Here is a 17,739-nt window from a genome sequence, read left to right as displayed (position 1 = left end):
ACGGCGATGGATCGCCTTCAGCCCTTTCAGGCGGAGGCGACACGATCGAGAAATTCGTAGCGCGAACCTGGATACGTCATGCGGGCAAAGGAGACGACTCGCCGACGGCTCCATGTACGGCGCAACAGGACTAGGCAGGGTTCATCCTTGTTGATCCTCAGAAGTTTGCGCACGTCCGGTTCGGCTAGTACGGATTTGACCCTGTGCTCGAATTTCTGGAGCGGGGCATGTTTCATCAGATATTCGTTTGGCGTTGTTCGGCTGAAATCCACATCGCCATATCCTGGCAACAGGCATTGCGGCACGAAACGCTCTTCCAGCTGAAGGGGAGTCCCGTTCTCCATGTGGACAACGATCGAGTGGAATACCGGTGAGCCCGGGTCGATCTCCAGTTGTTGCGCAACGGCTCTAGAGGCCCGCTCTCTTGCATTCTGAACCATCACGGCTGAGTAGGCGCTGTTCCGTGAGCGGATCTCATCGGCAATGTTGTTGACCGCAATCAATTGCCCGCTCGACTGGGTTTCAGCGACAAATGTGCCCACACCTGCGATTCGGGTCACGACCCCTGAATCCTTGAGTTCCTTGATGGCGCGGTGAACGGTCATCCGGGCGACCTGAAATTCCGCTGCCAGATCCGTCTCGGACGGCAGGCGGTCATTCGGGCCCAGTTCACCGGTTTCGATCAGATCAGTGATATGCTGCTTGATCTGTTCATAGAGTGGGGCAGGTGACATCTGTATTATCCAGGTTCTTCAAAAGGGCCGGCTGATCGACGTCGGCGTGCGGGTGACAGGGAACACTTCGGGTGGCAGGCAGGAGCAAAGAATGTGACAAGTACAGCCTCCGCGGTGTCCAGTGCAGGTGTCCTTTCCATCCAAGAGCGTCAGGATTCAAGTGCTTTCAGGCACAAGGCGCCATGATCGCACGCGCGGAAGAGGCCAGGGCTATCTGTCATGTGTTGTCGGGCCGGGCTAATCCGGCGCTGCGGGCTGCGGGAGCTGCAGGGCCGAAATATTGCCGCCCCGGGCTGGAGAGTGAGCCGGATCAGATGCCAAAATCATCAAATGCAATCTTTTCTTCCCTGATTCCCGCTCCTCGCAGCAGGTTGAGAACGGCCTCCAGCATAGGCGGCGGTCCGCATACGTAGAAGCTGCAGCGCCCGGGGTCCGGGTGTGTGGCGAGAAAATTGTCCCGGAAGATCTCGTGGATCCACCCCTTGTGCCCTTCCCATTCCTGGTGAGGCTCCAGATGCGAGAGTGCGACTTGCCATGAAAAATTGTCGAAGTCCGTGGCCAATTGCTCGAATTCCTCCCGGTATGCCAGCGCCTCCGGGGTTCTTGCGCCGTACCAGAGCCACATCCGGGACGTCGAACCCTTGTTGAGCAACTGGTTCCGGATCATCGAGCGCAGGGGGGCAATGCCGGCACCGCCGCCGATAAAGACACGCTCTTCCTCGTGCTCGCCCACATGGAAATCCCCGAGCGGGCCCCTCAGGGAAAGGGTATCGCCCGGTCGGCGCGAGGTCATATAGGCCGATCCGAGACCAACGGGCGCTCCGGCATGTTCGGGACCTGCCAGAACGAGGCGGACATTCAGCGTCACTTCGCTGCCGGTCTCGCCTGGCGCATTGGCAAGGGAATAGGTGCGAACGAGCGGACGAGCGGACTGGATGCGCTCGTCCGTTCCGGATGTCCGCCACAGCGATTTGACCGGATCCGGAAGGTTGATCTGGTCCAGGTCCGTACTGTAGGGCGGAATTTCCACTTCGATATAGCTGCCAGAGCGAAATTCCAGGGGCGCCGGAAGGGCGATGCGAATTTCAAACATGTCCGGCGTGAGACGTCTGGAAGAGACGACTTCGCCGTCAAGGCGTCTCGCGTCAAGCAGGCCGTCGGGAAGCGTGACGGACACGTCAGATGACAGACGATGCTGGCAGGCCAGCCGGACACCCCGGTCAAGATCCGCTTCCGGTATCTGCCTGCGATCGGCGGCTGTTGCCGGCGAATCAGGACTCGTCTTGATCTTGCAGAGCCCGCAGGACCCGCCCCCTCCACACGAAGAGGGAAGTGCATAGCCTTCAGCCTCCAGTGCGGCGTAAAGGGTCTGGTGTCCCGGGGTTCGGACAGTCTTCAGCAGGTCCCCGCTCGGGCTTGCCACGGACAGGAGGACCGGTTTCTTGCCGGTCAAGCGGGAGACGATGGCGCGGAAATCCTCCCGGTGGAAGCTGTCCCACCAGAGCACAAGGCCGCTCAGGCCGAGCCAGAAAAGGATAAGGGCCGACAGGATGACGAGTGGATTGTTGAAGTTCGACCTATTGGAATAGTCCATGATGTGGAGCATCCAGAGCGTATCGAATGTTCGCCAGTAATTGTTCCGCCTTTCAAGTATGTCGCCCGTTTCGGCAGACACATAGAGGCTTGTACGTTCCGGATCACTGAAGTTGACCTGCCAGGCGGGGCCGGCATGGTCCCTGATCTCCAGCGTCGGATGTTCGAGATGTCTGACGGTCGAAATTCCTGCATCGCCGGAATAATCGCGCGCCGCAATTTGCCGGGCACCGCTTTCATCGATCGCAATCGGGGATCCACTTGCTGCGTCCAAAAGGTATGCCCCCCCTCCGGTATCGACCTGGAAGACGGCTCGATCTGAGAGGAGGCGCAATTCGACCCGGCGGACATCCGAAGCACTCCCGGATAGTGGCGGAGCGATCTGCTCAGTAACCTCCGCCAGAAGCAGTCCTGGTTCTGAATCCACCCTGTGATGGTCGCCGGCGACCTTCGCGTGCGGCAGAATGGCCATGCCCAGACCACTGAACATCCACAGCAGCAACTGCAGTCCGAGCAGAAGGCCAATCCATTTATGAACTTCCCGAATGATTGTCATGGGTCAACGGACTCCGCGGCGGTGTTTGAAGCTGAACCAGAGCAACCAGATACCTGCAATCGAGAGGATGAGTCCAAGACCGGCAAATGCGCGCAGGAGTGTGTTGTTCACATCGGCCCTGTCCTTGTAGTCCATGATGTGCAGCATCCATACGAAATCGAAAATCCGCCAATAATCGTGCCGCCGGGTAACAAGCGCCCCATCGTCCGGTGAGACGTAGAAGGACGTCCTGCCCGGGTCCTCGAAATCGATTCTCCACAGAGGCAGCTTTCGGCCCTGTATTTCGCTTGGCGCATTGGCCTGATCCACGAGCAACTGCGCGGATTTTGCCTCGCCCGGGCGGGCATAGTGGTATTGGGCAACGGCGATCGCGTCGGTCCGGTCGAGAGGAGACCGCTGGATTCCGGTCTGCGCATCAACAAGGACCCGGCCATCAATCGTCTGGACACGGTAATACGGCTTGCCGAGCCATGTTTCGAGGGAAATCAGTTCAGCTTGCGGATAGCTTGACATGACCTCTTCGAATCCGAAGCCCGGCGTGTAGCCCGGCGGTAGCGTATCGGACATGTTGCGGACGAGATGATCACCATGAATGAAGTTCAGGTTGATGATCACCATGTAGAGGCCGGATGCCAGCCAGAGCATGGCCTGTATTCCGACAAATAGCGAAACCCACTTGTGCCACTGGCGTACATTGAAGGCGATTGCTCTGGCCATGGCCGGCACCTCACATTGATCCGGTATGGGAAGGGGAAAACCGGACCCCCATCGGTAGGCAGCCTGCCGATGGGGGTCCTGAAAGCCTGCGCTATCGTCTGTAGGTCACACGCAGATAACCGCGCCGACCGAGCAGGTCATAGGTCATCGTATCGGTATTGCCGTCCGTCCAGCTGGCCACGAAGGGCGGGTCATTCTGGAAGATATTGTCAATCCCGACACTCAGGCGAAGCGCGTCGCTGAGATCATATGACAGCTGTGCATTGTGGTAGAACTGGGCGGGAATACTGGAGCCCGGACCGGAGGTGGCATAGAAATCATCGCCTTCGCCGATCATCTGAACGGAATAGGTTCCGCTCCATTTCCGGGCCGTGGTCGTCCACGATCCGACAGCGCGCCAGTTCGGATAGCCGCCATTCCCGCCGCCGATATGGCCGTCGATGACCGTCGGTGTGTCGCCATCAAACGCGACCGTCTCATATTCGGAGAGATAGGTCGCTTTCAGATCAAGCGCGTGGTCGAGGCCAAACTTCTCGAAAGAATAGACGACGCCAATGTCCAGGCCCTTCATCGTCTCGCTACCGGTATTGGCGTTCTGCGTGGAGAGATAATTGACGTCACCATTGAGCGGGTTGCGGGTGTGATGCTGCGGGCCACAGAACTCGTGCGACAGGTTGACGGATTCGTAGCACAACAGGAGCTTGGTGGAACCTGGCGTGGTCCGGATCGCATTGTCGATCTGGATGTCAAAATAGTCGAGTGTCAGAGACAGACCTTCGATTGGCTGGAAGACCGTCCCCAGGGTGAAGGATTCTGCCGACTCCGGCTGGAGATCCGGGTTGCCGCCGGCATCTGTCAGGACCGTATTGCCGAGCTGGACATAATTGGTCGGTACCCCGGCAGCCTGGCAGTTCTGGTAAATGTTGCTTGACGGAGACAGGGATGACCAGTTCGAGCACGGATCGACCGTCGTCAGGTTGCCTTCGGAAACCCCGCCAAAGAGTTCCGGTATGTTGGGGATGCGGAAGGCAGTTGTATAGGTGCCGCGGAACTTGAGCGCGGGATTGATCCGCCAGTTCAATCCGGCCTTGTAATTGGTGTCGCTTCCGAACAGGTCATAGTCGGAGTAGCGGATCGCACCGTCAAAATCGAGCGCCTCGATGAAGGGTTTGTCCTTCAACAGGGGCACGTCGATTTCGGCGAAGACCTCGGTTGCCTTGGTGGATCCGGAGATGGGGTCTTCCTGGTTTCCGAGCGCCAGGCCGGCAACTGCGAGAGAGTCGGGATTGCGCCAACCCTTGTCTTCCCGCCAGTCAGCACCGAACGCGACGCCGACAGGTCCGGCCGGAAGCTGGAAGGCCTCGCCGCTCATGCTCGCGCTGATTGCCTTTTGCTCATTTCCGCCAAGACCAGTTTGGGTGAACACGATATAGTCCAGCACGTCCTGGGTGACGTCTCCGTATCCGAACAGGTCAGCACACGGAATGCCCCCGGTTCCGCAGGTTGCGGGATCGAGTGTCTGGGCGAGTCTGCCGGTATTGATATTGTTGAGAATGGAGTCCGAACCGGTATTGCGGCCCCAGTTCAGGGCGGCCTCATAGCTCCAGGAGCCACCGAGCGAGCCCCTGACACCTGTAACGATACGGAACGTATCGGTTTCCTGCTCGAACGTCCGCGCGCCATTTTCGAGCAGACGGCGGCGTTCGAGAACAAAATCGATCCCGGTTGGATTGGTCGGGTGAGAGGCATCGAATGCAACATTCACCAGCGTCGCCGGAGAGGCCGGCTGGCTTGACCAGCGCTTCGTATAGAGCAGTTCGGCAAACAGGTCGGCATGCTCGGTCAGGTGATAGGTGCCAAAGGTCGCAAAGCTCAGGCGTTCCAGCGGATTGGACGCATTGAAGTAGCGGTTGTAGTTGAACCCGTCCAGCGCACCGTCATAGATATGGAAAGAGTCGCCATCTCCATTCGGGTCCTGGTTGAAATTGATCCGTGTCGGTCCGGTCAGGACCGTGCCATCCGGCATGACATATCCGGCCGGAACTGTACCGCGGCCGCCGATCGTCGACGAGCTCAGCCCGTCGCATACAAAGCCGTTTGGCGTCGGCGTACCGGGGCAAGGCGCGCGGCTCTTGTCCCAGAGAGGGGCGGCTCCATTGTCCTGATAGCTGACATTGAACATGATGTCGCCGGCGGGCGTTGAGTTGCCCCAGCTCATTTCCAGGAGGGTTTCCTCGCCGTCCCCTTCATCGGTCATGCCATACTTGGCCGATGCTTCGAACCCGTCATACCCTTCCTTGGTGATCAAGTTGATCACGCCGGCAACGGCGTCTGCGCCATAGGTTGCCGACGCGCCGTCCTTCAGCACTTCGACGCGGGATACGAGCGACATGGGTATCATGGAGAGATCCACCGCGCTGTTCGCCCCGGTTCCGCCATAGACAAGCCTGCGGCCATTCAGAAGGACCAGGGTCCTGTTGACGCCAAGGCCGCGCAGGTTGATCTGGGGCGTGCCCCAGCCATTGGAGACCCAATAGGCGCTGTTGGAGTTACCTCCAAATCCGGCAGAGGACGGAAGACGCTGAAGCAGCGTTTCGAGGTTCGAAATGCCGGTCTGTTCGATCTGGACGCTGTCGAGGACCGTGACAGGGCCGACGCTGGTCAGGTCTTTTCGTTTGATGCGGCTGCCGGTGACTGTGACTGTTTCTTCGACTTTCGCGCCGTCCTCGCCGGAGGACTCCTGTGCAGCGGCAGGCTGGGCATAGAGCCACAAAACGATCGGCGCGATGGCGGCACCCATCAGAATGCGATTTTTTGCTGGAGACATTGATTATTCCCTTTCCCCGTTTCTTGGACCTTGTTCGAAAACTATAGACCTGTCTATACAGCTTGCAAGTCCGGGATTTGGATTTTTTTGTCTCGAAATTGTCCCTGCCAAAAACTGGTGCGCTGCGCCGTGCGAATTGCCCAAGAATTCAGCGCAGAAGGGCGTTCAGGGCCGGATGGCTCAAGGTCAAAACGACCACGAACGGCCAGGTATCGGGCTGACCATACATCTGGGCACGGACAAACCCGGAACGCTGCTTGTCATGGCAATATATTGCGCATGAGGGCGCAGTAGCGGCGAGAATGCGCGGCGAGGCGGGAGGGGCGAGAAGATTATGTCTGCTGGCGCCTCCCTCGCAGGTGCAGGGCGATATGACCGACGGCGAGGGCCGGGAGCTCAAGGTGGCCGCCCAGAACCTCTTCCAGGCCTTTGACCGGCCAATGTGGCAGATGGCCCAGGTTCATTCTGTCCCCAATGTCTCTTTCGGGAGTTTAAGGGCAAGTGTCTGCCAGATCAGGAATGCGGCGGGGATGACGAGCAATGTCAGTACGGTTGCGCTGGTCATTCCGCCGACCATCGGGGCGGCAATGCGGCGCATGACTTCAGAGCCGGTTCCGGAACCCAGCATGATCGGGAGGAGGCCGGCAATCACGACCGCGACCGTCATCATGATGGGGCGGACGCGAAGCAATGCTCCCTCAATGACCGCCGCGCGAAGGTCAGACCTGGTCAGATCGCGCTTTTCGGCCCGCGCCTGCTCGATTCTGGCCTCCAGAGCATGCTCCAGATACACCATCATCAGAACGCCGATCTCGACGGATACCCCGGCGAGCGCAATGAATCCGACACCGACTGCAACCGACATGTTGTAACCCAGCATGTCCAGGAACCAGAGCCCGCCGACGAGCGCCAGGGGCAGGGTCCCCATGATGATGAAGACTGGCACAAGCCGCCTGAAATTGAGGAAGAGCAGCAGAAGGATAATGACCAGGGTCAGCGGAACGACGAGGCTGAGGCGCTGCTTGGCGCGCTGCATGTATTCATACTGGCCCGACCAGGACAGGGAATAACCTGCGGGCAGGTCGATTTGTTCGACCGCCTTCTTGGCATTCCTGACATAGGTTCCGATGTCGACATCGGATATGTCCACATAGATCCATCCGTTCAGGCGGGCATTCTCGCTCCTGATGACGCCCGGCCCGCCGGAAATGGAAATGTCGACAAGGCGCGAGAGGGGGATCTGTGCTCCGGTCTTCGTCACGACCGGGAGGTTTTCCAGCCGTTCCAGAGAGTCACGATATTCCCGGGGGTAGCGTACATTCACGGGATAGCGCTCCAGCCCCTCGACGGACTGGGTGACCGTCATGCCGCCGATAGCGGTCTTCACCAGGTCCTGCACATCTGCCACATTCAGTCCGAACCGGGCCGCTTCCTCACGCTCGATATCAACATCCACAAAGCGTCCGCCGGTCACCCGTTCGGCATAGACCGAAGATGTTCCGGGAACGTCCTTGATCACCGTTTCGATCTGCTGGGCGACATCGCCGATGACCTGGAGATCGGGTCCGGCAACCTTGATCCCGATCGGGGTCTTGATGCCGGTGGCAAGCATGTCGATCCGGTTCTTGATAGGCATGATCCAGACATTGGTGAGACTGGGAACCTGGACGATCGAATCCAGCTCCTTTTTCAGCTTGGCGGTTGTCATGCCGGGACGCCAGTCTTCCTTTGGCTTCAGGCGGATCGTGGTCTCGACCATGGTGAGCGGTGCAGGGTCGGTCGCCGTCTCTGCCCGTCCCGCCTTGGCGTAGACTGTCTCGACTTCCGGAACAGTCATGATCAGCTTGTCGGTTTGCTGTAATATCTGGGACATTTTCCCGGCCGAGACCGCCGGGAATGCGCTCGGCATATAGAGCAGATCGCCTTCGTCGAGATCCGGCATGAACTCCGACCCCATCCGGCTGAGGGGGATGATCGCGCTGGCCATGACCGCGAATGCGATCACGATCATCAGAACCGGCGCTCTGAGAACCATGTTGATGAAGGGCTGGTAGATCCCCATCAACAGACGGTTCACCGGGTTCTTGTGTTCGGGCAGAACCCGGCCCCGGATGAAGTAACCCATGAGTACCGGCACAAGCGTAACGGACAGGATCGCCGCGCCGGCCATCGCATAAGTTTTGGTAAAAGCGAGGGGATGGAAGAGCCGTCCTTCCTGGGCCTCCAGTGCAAAGATCGGGAGAAAGCTGAATGTAATGATCAGCAGGGAGAAGAAAAGCGCAGGGCCGACCTCGATTGCCGCCTGGGTTACGACCGCCCAGCGGTTTTCATTCGTCAGAGGCGTTCGCTCAATGTGCTTGTGCATGTTCTCGATCATGACGATCGCGGCGTCGACCATGGCGCCGATGGCGATGGCGATCCCTCCGAGCGACATGATGTTGGCATTGATGCCCTGAGCGTTCATCACGATGAACGCCGCCAGGATTCCGAGCGGCAGGCTGAGCAGGATGACAACCGCGCTGCGGACGTGGAACAGGAACAGGGCGCAGACCAGGAGCACGACGATAAATTCCTCGACGAGCTTTTCCTTCAATGTGTCGACGGCCCGCTCGATCAGGGAAGACCGGTCATAGGTTGTCACGATCTCGACACCTTCAGGCAGGCTCTCCTTCAGGGTTTCCAGTTTCTCTTTCACGAGGTCGATCGTGCGCATGGCGTTTTCGCCGTAGCGCATGATTATCACGCCGCCGACCGCTTCGCCCTCACCATTGAGTTCGCCGATTCCGCGCCTGAGTTCCGGGCCGAGGCGGATCTGGGCAACATCCCGCAGAAGGATCGGCGTGCCCTTGTCAGTCACCGACAGGGGAATGGATTCGAGGTCCTTGATGCCCTTGATGTAGCCGGACGCGCGAACCATGTACTCGGCCTCGGCCATTTCGATGACGCGGCCACCCGTTTCCTGATTGCCGCGCATGATCTCGGAACGGACCTTGTCCAGCGGAATGTCGTAGGTGCGGAGTTTCTCCGGATCGACGACGACCTGGTATTGCTTGACCATGCCCCCGATCGTTGCGACTTCGGATACCCCGTCGATCGTCTGCAATTCGTATTTCAGGAACCAGTCCTGTATGGAGCGGAGCTGGGAGAGGTCGTGCCGGCCGGTCCGGTCGACAAGGGCATACTGATAGACCCAGCCGACCCCGGTTGCGTCCGGACCCAGCGCGGAGCGGGAGGCCGCTGGCAATGTCGGTGCGACCTGGGAGAGGTATTCAAGAACCCGCGAGCGGGCCCAGTAGAGATCGGTTCCGTCCTCGAAGATGACATAGACGAAACTGTCATTGAAGAACGAGTACCCGCGGACCGTGACCGCGCCGGGCACGGCCAGCATGGCCGTCGTCAGCGGATAGGTCACCTGGTCTTCCACGACCTGAGGCGCCTGGCCCGGATAGGTGGTCTTGATGATGACCTGAACATCGGAGAGGTCCGGAATGGCGTCCAGGGGCGTCTTTTTAAGGGTGTAGCCGCCCCAGACGGCCAGGAGTGCGGCGAGCAGGAGGATCAGGACCCGGTTCCCGATGGACCAGCGGACAAGACTTGCAATCATTGTGCGTCCACCCGGGCCGGCGAGATCTTGCGGATGTCCGAGAGGACGTAATTTCCATTGTCGTCCGGCGCGGCCCTGACTGTAATGTCGACATTGTCTCCCTTGCCGATGTCTTTCAGCAGAGCCGGATCCGTCACAAACGCCATGGTCATGGATGGCCAGCCGAGGGCTTCGACCGGGGCGTGCTCGATGGTCACCATGCCATGCGCCTGCATGACAGATACGACCATGCCGCGAGTCTGCGCCGTATCGGCGGGCTGTGTTTCTGGCGCGCCTTCCTGCCGCATTTCGGATGACGAACCCATATCCATGGACGCACCTTCGTTCTGGCCGGCCGTCAGCCTCAGCATGGTTCCGCGCAGGCTTGCTTCGGAGTCGAGCAGGAATTGCGATGAGACGACAATTCTTTCCCCGGCGGCCAGACCGGACAAGATTTCGATATCGTCCCCGATTTCACGGCCGGACACCACCTGGGCCGGTTGGTACCTGCCATCTCCCAGCGCCAGGATGACGCGTTCGGTGCGTCCGGTCCGGATGAGCGCTTCGCGCGGAATGACGACCTTGTCCGATGCGTCTGCGGACGGAACGTCGGAGCTGGTTTCGATCCTGAGACGCACAAACATGTCCGGTCTCAGCAGCCCGTCCTTGTTGTCAAAGCTGATCCGGACCTGAACGGTCCGCGCCCGGGCGTTGACGGTCGGGTAAATATATTCAACGAGGCCTTTCCATTCGCGGCCGGGCATCCCACTCATCCGCATGGTGACTTCCTGACCGGGACGGACCTGGTGGACCTGGTCTTCATAGACATCGGCAATTGCCCAGACCGTTCTGAGGTCGGCGATCTTGAGCACGTTCATGCCGGGTTTGACGAACCCACCTTCGCCAGCGCCCATCTGCGTGACGATGCCGCTTCTCGGAGAATAGACATTCAGCAGGCGCTCGGACTGGCCGCTCTCCTTCAGGCTCTCGATGGCGCGGTTACTCATGCCGAGGGAAACCAGCCGTGATTTTGTGGCCGTGATCAGGTTCTGGTTGCCCATGCGCGTCGCCTGCAGATACTCGTCCTGCGCACTGACGAGGGGGCGCGAATAGATCTGGAACAGCAATTGTCCCTTTCTCACCTCGTCGCCGATCGCCTTGACGGGCATGTTTTCGATCCAGCCTTCGGTCCGAACGTCCACAACCGAGGTATTGTCGTCATCGATCTGGACCGTGCCGACGGTTTCGACAGCGGGAAGCGCTTCGCTGGTGGCGACAATCGCTGTCCTGACCCCGATATTGTTCTCGACTGCCGGATTGATCCTGACGAGGTTGCGATCGTCGCCCTCACTCTCGTCATCGGCATAAACCGGAATAAGCTCCATCCCCATGGGCGACAGGCCGGGAGAGTCGCTGCGGTAACTCTTGTCCATTGGCGCGGCCCAGTAGAGGGGCTTCCTTTCTGCTGAAGGCTGCTTCCCGGATGCCTGATCGGCGCTACCGCTGGCCAGGCTCATGACCACGGCCCCGGCGCCAAGCCCAAGACCGAATGTGGCCGCGAGCAGAATAAGCTTTGTGTTGCGCATGCTAGTCTCCACTCAGGAACAGAAGGTTTGCCTGCGCCTGCAGCCGGTCGACTCTCAGCCGGCTGAGCGTCAGTTCCGTATCCAGAACGGCGAGTTCTGCGCGGACGAGTTCGGCAAAATCGGCAAGATTGTTGCCGTAGGCGGCCATGGCTGCTTCGCGGGTGTCCCGGGCACGATCGAGGACATCGGTTTCATAGACCTCTATCTGTTCGCCCAGGCGCGTATATTGCGCCCAGTCCCGGCGCAGCGCACGTTCGAGTTCCAGGGCCTGTGTGTCCCGCGCCAGTCTCTCCGCTTCGCGCAGCCGCTTTGTCGCGCGCAGGGCATAATCCTTGTTCTTTTTCGAAAAGAGGGGGAGCGAGACGGCGACCCCGACGGATCCGAAGTCCGACCGCGAGTCCCGGATGCCGTATTGGGCATCGAAACTGATACCCGGCTTGTATTGTTCCGCAGCAATGTCGACGTCCCGGCTCTTCGATGTGACGCTGGCGTCAAGAGCCCGGAGCGAGGGATGGCTGGCAAGGCGTTCCCGAATGAGATCTTCACCGGTGACCGGGGGGAGAAAGGGGGCGCCTGATGCAAGCGGCCTCGCCCCTTCCAGGGGGCCGATCAGCCGGATCAGGTCTGCCCTGGCCCGGTCTTCATTGCGCTGGATGTCGACAAGCCGCGCGTCCAGCGAAGAGGTTTCCAGATCAATGCGCAGCACATTCTGCAGGGAAGACCGGCCGCTGGCATAGTCGGCCTGGGCGACGCCGCCAAGTTCGCTGACCTTGCGCTGGCTTTCAAGCGTGAGCCTTCGCGCATCGCGCCAATAGGAGAGCTCAAGCCAGGTCTGGCGCGCTTCAAGAGTAATTTGCTGTTCCTGCAGGGATTTGTGAAACCGTGCGCTTTGTGCCTGAGCCGTCTGTTTTTCACGCGTCAGGGCAAGCGTCTCACCTTTTGGAAGCGCCTGGCGCACGCCGAATTTCAGCTGCGTCATCGGTTCCCGGTCATAGTCGAGGCTGGGAAACGGGACATTGGCGATCTGGGCGCTGACAACCGGATCGGGCAACTGGCTCTCGGCGACCGCCTTGTCGTCAAAGGCAAGCGCTTCCTGTTCCAGCCTTGCGACGCTCGGATCATCGGCACCGAGCGCGATGTCGACAGCTTCCGGCAGGGTCAGGGGCGCTTGCGCAAGTGCAAGGCCGCCCGATGGAAAGGCTATCGCACTGCCCAGAAGGAGCGCTGCAAGCAGGTGTCTATATTTCACGGGGCCTTTTCTCCGGTTTTCGGGTTTCTGTACGGACGATCTCGAGCGTCAGAGGCAGAGGATGGGTCCGGTCGGCGACAGGACCCGGAGATCCGGGGCCGCGGATGCGATCGGATTGCCGCTGGAAAGGCCGCGCCGGCGCATATCAATTCTCCTCGCCGAACTCCTCGTGCAGGTAAGCCAGGACATTCTGGATATCCTGATCGGTCAGTTTCGGATTTCCGCCCTTTGCCGGCATGGGCATGGTCGACCCCTTGCTCCGGAATCCGTTCCGGATGTGATCGGTCAGAACACTGTCATCCTGTGACAGGACGCCATTGCCCTTCGTGAAGTCGGGGGTTCCCGGGATGCCGCCCTTGCCCGTCGGGCCGTGGCAGGCAATACATGTCCCGCGATAGACCCTCTTGCCACGCGCGGGATCGGGGTCTTCCTGCGCGCTTGCTTGCGCCGCAAGGACCATGACAGCCATCAGGGCGGACAGGCCGAAACGTGCGGTCTTTTTGGGGAAAGGCATGAGACGCATCCTTTAAGAGAAGGGATTATTGATTGTTGCTGGCTTGCAGAAAGGCCAGGATGTCCCGCACGTCGGAGGCAGGAAGGTTGCCGCGCACCCGCATATGCGTGACCGAAACGTCCCATTCCTCGTCCGTCAGCTCACTGGGTGAGCGGAGATTGTGGCAACGCGAACAGGTTTCGTTCCAGGCTTTCGCTCCGCGTACGATCTGCATCGGATCGGTCTCGGCCGCACTTTCAGTTGCGGGCGTTTCTTCAGGCGCTGACTGGCTCACTGATTGGGCAATGGCCGCTGACCCGCCTGTCAGGAGGATGGCTGCCAGGGTAAATGCCGGTATTATGCAGGACTTCATCATGTCCTCCTTTCTTCGAGATCAGAACCCGTAACCAAGCTGAAACTGGATGAGCGTTTCGTCCGGGACGCCGGGCACCGTGTAATCCCGCCACTCCAGGCCCGCTTTGGCGACAATGGTCGGTGCCAGCCAGTAGTTCAGTCCGGCGTTCAGGCGGTTCTGGGCGTTTTCTTCTTCAAGTTCGGGGTGCCCGCTGATGCTGAATTCCCCGTACCGGACGACAGGTTCCAGCCTGTGGATGATTTCGGAGTCACTGAAGCCGGACAGTCGGTATGACAATTGCCCATACCAGGCCTCCATTTCCAGATCCGGCAACAGGACACCGTCAGGCTCTTCATCTGTTACCGTGAAGAGCTTGCCGCGTTCGGATTTCAGGTATTCGAAACGGGCTGCAAGCGGTCCCTTCGTATAGGCCGCGTCAACGCCCCACAATTGAAAGCGGGCATCGAGCGGTAGTCCGGAGCCGGAAGGAACAGGCATGTCGGGGTTCATGATGCCATCGACGCGTGCGGTCAGGTAGGAGCCGCCGACCTCCAGGGCCGGCATCGGGAAAAATCCTACCCGTCCTCCGACAGACTTATTTGAATTGTCGTCGCTCCCCATCCCCATAAGCTCGACACCGCCCTCAGACGTTGTGCGGGGGCCGTTGCCGACAGCCAGAGCGTAGGTCAGGCGGGTGGAGCCGGCCGGGATCGAGCCCCGCAGCTGGACACCGGTGTCGCTCGTCGGCTGAACGCCATCATGACCGAACCCGGCGGGTGCGCCTTGTACCTTGTTGATCCAGCTTGGATGAAGCCGTTCCTGAAACTGGCCGATCGGGCTTAAGTACTTACCAACTACCAGGACGGCATGGTCATTCAATACAAGATCGATCTGAGAGTACTCGAGTTCCGATTCCGTTTTGCCATCACCAGTCGTCGCGTATTCGAATTCTCCTTCAAAGAGGAGGAAATCCTTGTACTGGAAATGTAGGGCGGGATTGAACTTGCCGCTGACGAAGCTATCCGGTCCGGGCGTGTCACCGCCGACGAACCCGACATCGGCATAACCGGCAAGGTGCCACTTCGTGTCGGGCATGCCGGGCGAGACGGCATAGGACGGAGCGGGAGATGCCTGATCCTGTACCTCGGCAATCCGGTCGACTGCGTCCTGGGCCGCAGCTTCCGCCTTGCTGGCCGTTTCGGTCGATTGCAGGACCACACCGCGAAGATCCGCCAGTTCGGCCTCCAGCTGTTCGATCCGTTCCAGAAGCGCGGCTGTCTGCGGATCGGGAGGGGATTGTTCCTGTGTCTCCTGGGCAAGTGCCGGCAGTCCGATCAGGGCCACTGTCGCAAGGGCCACAGATCGATATTTGGCGCAGGTCATGGTTCACCCCCTCGATTCAGGTATTTATCATCTGCCTCCACTACGCACTTGGTAGCATGACCCCTCAAAAAAAGTGCCGAGAGCCTTCCACCGGAAGAGCCCGGCCCGCGGAGGCCGAACGACCGGGATGGCGGGTAGGATCCGCCTTGCAGTTCAGGCAGACCGTCTCGCCCTCTCTGGATCTTCCACATATGCGAGGCTTCGTTCCCTTGGGGGACACCGCCAGCAATTCCTGCCGGTCTTCAGTGCGACCCGAAGGCGCCTGTGTTTGCCTTGCCAGTCTCAACCAGGAGGGGCGCGATGGATATTTCAGCAGACGGATGACGGACGCTGTTGGTGGAGACGATCCGGGAGGCGACGGTTTGAAGGCTCGCATAGGATTGATCGGCGAAGATTGCATGTACCACGACGCAGACGGGCTTCGGGAAGCCAGCTGACTGGAAATGCCGGGCAGCCTCGATCATCGTCCGTCCGGAAGAGACGATGTCATCGATCAGGACTGGTTGCCGTCCGGCCCAATCGGCGAGGCCAGGCGCCGCGATTTCGACATCACGGTCGCCGTGGCGTGTCTTGGAAAGGACCAGGTAAGGCGCGCCCGCCCGGGAGGCCACATCGGATACCCATTGCTCGCTTTCGGAATCGGGTCCGATCACGAGGGGGTTTTCAACATTCTGCCAGATCCAGTCGGCAAGGGCAGGTGCTGCATGGACAACCCGTGTGGCGATCGGGAAGATTTCTCCCAGATCATGTATCCGGTGCAAATGCGGATCCACGGTGACCAGCCGGTCGAAAACGCTCGACAGCATCCGGGCAAAATGCCGTGCTGACACGGACTCTCCTTCGGAAAATCGCCGGTCCTGGCGCATGTAAGCGAGATAGGGGGCAATCAGTCCGACGGATTCTGCGCCGAGCTCGCGGGCCGTCGCGGCGGCAAAGAGGAGCCCGGTCAACTGAGGGTCGGGGCGCGCAAGCGTGCAGACCAGATCGACATGCTTTCCTCTGACATCGGTTTCAATGCGGACATAGGTTTCTTCATCGGGAAACCGGCGGACCGCAAGAGTGCCCAGTTCACCCCCCGTCAGCCGGGCGAGCTCGCTGGCCATGGCGGTGTTGCCTGGAAGGGGAATATAGAGCGTCATTCTGGAGAGCTTTCAATGGTGAACATGTCGGTGTGGCTGCGGGCATAATCCCTGGCATAGGCAAGTTCGCCCGGCGCCTCGGCATGGATGGTGGCAATGGGTTCGTCCCGGTTCAGCCAGTCTCCAAGGCGCTTGTGAAGGGTAACGCCGGCGGCAGGTCGTTCTGGCGCGCCGGCAAGTTTTGCGAGTCTCGCAAGCTTGCGGTTGTCGATGCGCGTCAGCCTGCCAGCAAGGCGGGGGAGGAGAGGGGCTGAGTGGTCCGCGACAGGGGGGGACCGAAGCCCGCCCTGCGCTTCGCATATGGCCTGGAATTTCGACCAGGCCGATCCGTCATCAAGCGCCTCGCGGGCTACGTCTCCGCCCTGGCCTTCCGCCACGCGGCCTGCAAGTTCAAGCGCTGCCCCGGCAAGGGTAATCGCGCGCGCCCGCAGGTCGAGAGGCGCGGCCGGTTGCCGCTGGAGGACGTGCAGGACATCCCATGCTTCCAAGGCCGGACCGATCCCGCGGCCGACGGGCTGGTTGCCGTCGCTCAATACAAACCGGGTCTGCAGGCCGAACCCCCCGGCGACCGCCGTCATGTGTTCGATCAATGCTTCAGCATCCGGCCGGCTTCTCAATTTGGCGGTCGGCCCAACCGGCAGGTCGAGTACGACATGGGTTGCGCCCGCAGCGATCTTCTTCGACAGGACGGACGCGATCAGCTGGCCTTCGGCATCGATATCGAGAGCTCTCTCGATCCGGATAAGCACGTCGTCGGCGGGGCTCAGCTGGACGGCGCCGCCCCAGGCAAGGCATCCACCCTCTGCTTCGACAACCCGGCGGATCTCGGACATCGACAGATCGACGCGAGTGAGAGTTTCCATTGTGTCGGCGGTTCCGGCTGGAGACGTGATGGCTCTCGACGAGGTCTTCGGTATTGTCAGGCCCTGACTGGCAAGGATCGCCACAACGATCGGCGTTGTCCGATTGCCGGGCAGGCCTCCGATGCAATGCTTGTCGATTACCAGGTCCGCATCCCAGCTCAGCCGTTCGCCCGCCCCGACCATGGCATGTGTCAGGGCTTTCATTTCCCCGAGATCGAGCTTCAGGGTGGAGCAGGCGGATATGAAAGCGGCTAGGTGCACATCGGAATATTTCCCCGATGCGATATCCGAGATGATCCTGTCGAAAGCGTCCGCGCCAAGCCGTCTTCCGGTCATCCGCTGGCGGACATCGGACAGGGATGGGAGCGTCGGTGCGTGGGCAATGCTGAGGTCTGCACCCGGGACAGCGCCGAGCCGCTTCCAGGCGGCTTCCGAAAGCCCCGCCTCAGAAATAGGTAGCCAGTCGTCCTCGATCTGGTGCAGCGTGGCGATCACCGATCTTGTGCCACAGGTGACAAGGATTCTGGAACGTGATGTCAGGCCCTCGGCGCGGCAGACCGGACAGTCGGTGCGCATGAGGATGATGGCATCGTCCTGGGTGTGCCATTTCAGGCGCCGGGCCTTCAGGGGCTGGCCGCCGGGAACATGATCGCCGGGCACG

At 60.2% G+C, this 17,739-nt stretch carries 12 protein-coding genes; all 12 read right to left on the bottom strand.

The window, feature by feature from the left end:
- Positions 1 to 26: 26 nt before the first annotated feature.
- Positions 27 to 734 carry a histidine utilization repressor gene (gene hutC, locus R3C98_RS09555; RefSeq protein WP_034767335.1) on the bottom strand — a complete coding sequence of 236 codons (708 nt, stop codon included), beginning with the start codon at positions 732 to 734 and terminating at the stop codon, positions 27 to 29.
- A gap of 310 nt (positions 735 to 1,044) precedes the next feature.
- Complete coding sequence (locus R3C98_RS09550) at positions 1,045 to 2,883, bottom strand: PepSY domain-containing protein (protein ID WP_371313853.1); 1,839 nt, start codon at positions 2,881 to 2,883, stop codon at positions 1,045 to 1,047.
- Between the two features lie 3 nt (positions 2,884 to 2,886).
- Positions 2,887 to 3,600 carry a PepSY domain-containing protein gene (locus R3C98_RS09545; RefSeq protein WP_034767330.1) on the bottom strand — a complete coding sequence of 238 codons (714 nt, stop codon included), beginning with the start codon at positions 3,598 to 3,600 and terminating at the stop codon, positions 2,887 to 2,889.
- Between the two features lie 91 nt (positions 3,601 to 3,691).
- Positions 3,692 to 6,427, bottom strand: coding sequence for a TonB-dependent receptor (locus tag R3C98_RS09540; RefSeq protein WP_081813149.1), 2,736 nt, complete (start codon positions 6,425 to 6,427; stop codon positions 3,692 to 3,694).
- Positions 6,428 to 6,887: 460 nt separating this feature from the next.
- Positions 6,888 to 10,031, bottom strand: a complete 3,144-nt coding sequence (locus tag R3C98_RS09535; protein WP_371313852.1) for an efflux RND transporter permease subunit — start codon at positions 10,029 to 10,031, stop codon at positions 6,888 to 6,890.
- On the bottom strand, positions 10,028 to 11,596 hold the full coding sequence (locus R3C98_RS09530) for an efflux RND transporter periplasmic adaptor subunit (RefSeq protein ID WP_371313851.1): 1,569 nt from the start codon (positions 11,594 to 11,596) through the stop codon (positions 10,028 to 10,030). The genes R3C98_RS09535 and R3C98_RS09530 overlap by 4 nt, the downstream gene beginning before the upstream one ends.
- 1 nt (position 11,597) lies before the next feature.
- A complete protein-coding gene (locus R3C98_RS09525; RefSeq protein ID WP_371313850.1) occupies positions 11,598 to 12,845 on the bottom strand; it encodes a TolC family protein in 1,248 nt (415 codons plus the stop codon).
- 145 nt (positions 12,846 to 12,990) lie between these two features.
- On the bottom strand, positions 12,991 to 13,359 hold the full coding sequence (locus R3C98_RS09520; protein ID WP_158531453.1) for a cytochrome c5 family protein: 369 nt from the start codon (positions 13,357 to 13,359) through the stop codon (positions 12,991 to 12,993).
- Positions 13,360 to 13,384: 25 nt separating this feature from the next.
- On the bottom strand, positions 13,385 to 13,714 hold the full coding sequence (locus tag R3C98_RS09515) for a cytochrome c (protein WP_290937790.1): 330 nt from the start codon (positions 13,712 to 13,714) through the stop codon (positions 13,385 to 13,387).
- Positions 13,715 to 13,732: 18 nt separating this feature from the next.
- A complete protein-coding gene (locus R3C98_RS09510; protein ID WP_371313849.1) occupies positions 13,733 to 15,076 on the bottom strand; it encodes a hypothetical protein in 1,344 nt (447 codons plus the stop codon).
- A 242-nt stretch (positions 15,077 to 15,318) separates the two neighbouring features.
- A complete protein-coding gene (locus R3C98_RS09505) occupies positions 15,319 to 16,215 on the bottom strand; it encodes a ribose-phosphate pyrophosphokinase (RefSeq protein WP_290937786.1) in 897 nt (298 codons plus the stop codon).
- Complete coding sequence (locus tag R3C98_RS09500; protein WP_371313848.1) at positions 16,212 to 17,738, bottom strand: thymidine phosphorylase family protein; 1,527 nt, start codon at positions 17,736 to 17,738, stop codon at positions 16,212 to 16,214. The genes R3C98_RS09505 and R3C98_RS09500 overlap by 4 nt, the downstream gene beginning before the upstream one ends.
- Position 17,739: the final 1 nt, after the last annotated feature.

Source organism: Hyphomonas sp. (assembly GCF_041398465.1).
In the GTDB taxonomy this organism is placed as follows: Bacteria; Pseudomonadota; Alphaproteobacteria; order Caulobacterales; family Hyphomonadaceae; genus Hyphomonas.
Note: the sequence above shows the minus strand (reverse complement) of the source record. Positions and strands in the feature narration are given on the sequence as shown.

Coding starts and splice junctions, on each gene's coding strand:
- hutC (WP_034767335.1), bottom strand. CDS start 734: ATGTCACCTGCCCCACTCTATGAACAGATCAAGCAGCATATCACTGAT.
- R3C98_RS09550 (WP_371313853.1), bottom strand. CDS start 2,883: ATGACAATCATTCGGGAAGTTCATAAATGGATTGGCCTTCTGCTCGGA.
- R3C98_RS09545 (WP_034767330.1), bottom strand. CDS start 3,600: ATGGCCAGAGCAATCGCCTTCAATGTACGCCAGTGGCACAAGTGGGTT.
- R3C98_RS09540 (WP_081813149.1), bottom strand. CDS start 6,427: ATGTCTCCAGCAAAAAATCGCATTCTGATGGGTGCCGCCATCGCGCCG.
- R3C98_RS09535 (WP_371313852.1), bottom strand. CDS start 10,031: ATGATTGCAAGTCTTGTCCGCTGGTCCATCGGGAACCGGGTCCTGATC.
- R3C98_RS09530 (WP_371313851.1), bottom strand. CDS start 11,596: ATGCGCAACACAAAGCTTATTCTGCTCGCGGCCACATTCGGTCTTGGG.
- R3C98_RS09520 (WP_158531453.1), bottom strand. CDS start 13,359: ATGCCTTTCCCCAAAAAGACCGCACGTTTCGGCCTGTCCGCCCTGATG.
- R3C98_RS09515 (WP_290937790.1), bottom strand. CDS start 13,714: ATGATGAAGTCCTGCATAATACCGGCATTTACCCTGGCAGCCATCCTC.
- R3C98_RS09510 (WP_371313849.1), bottom strand. CDS start 15,076: ATGACCTGCGCCAAATATCGATCTGTGGCCCTTGCGACAGTGGCCCTG.
- R3C98_RS09505 (WP_290937786.1), bottom strand. CDS start 16,215: ATGACGCTCTATATTCCCCTTCCAGGCAACACCGCCATGGCCAGCGAG.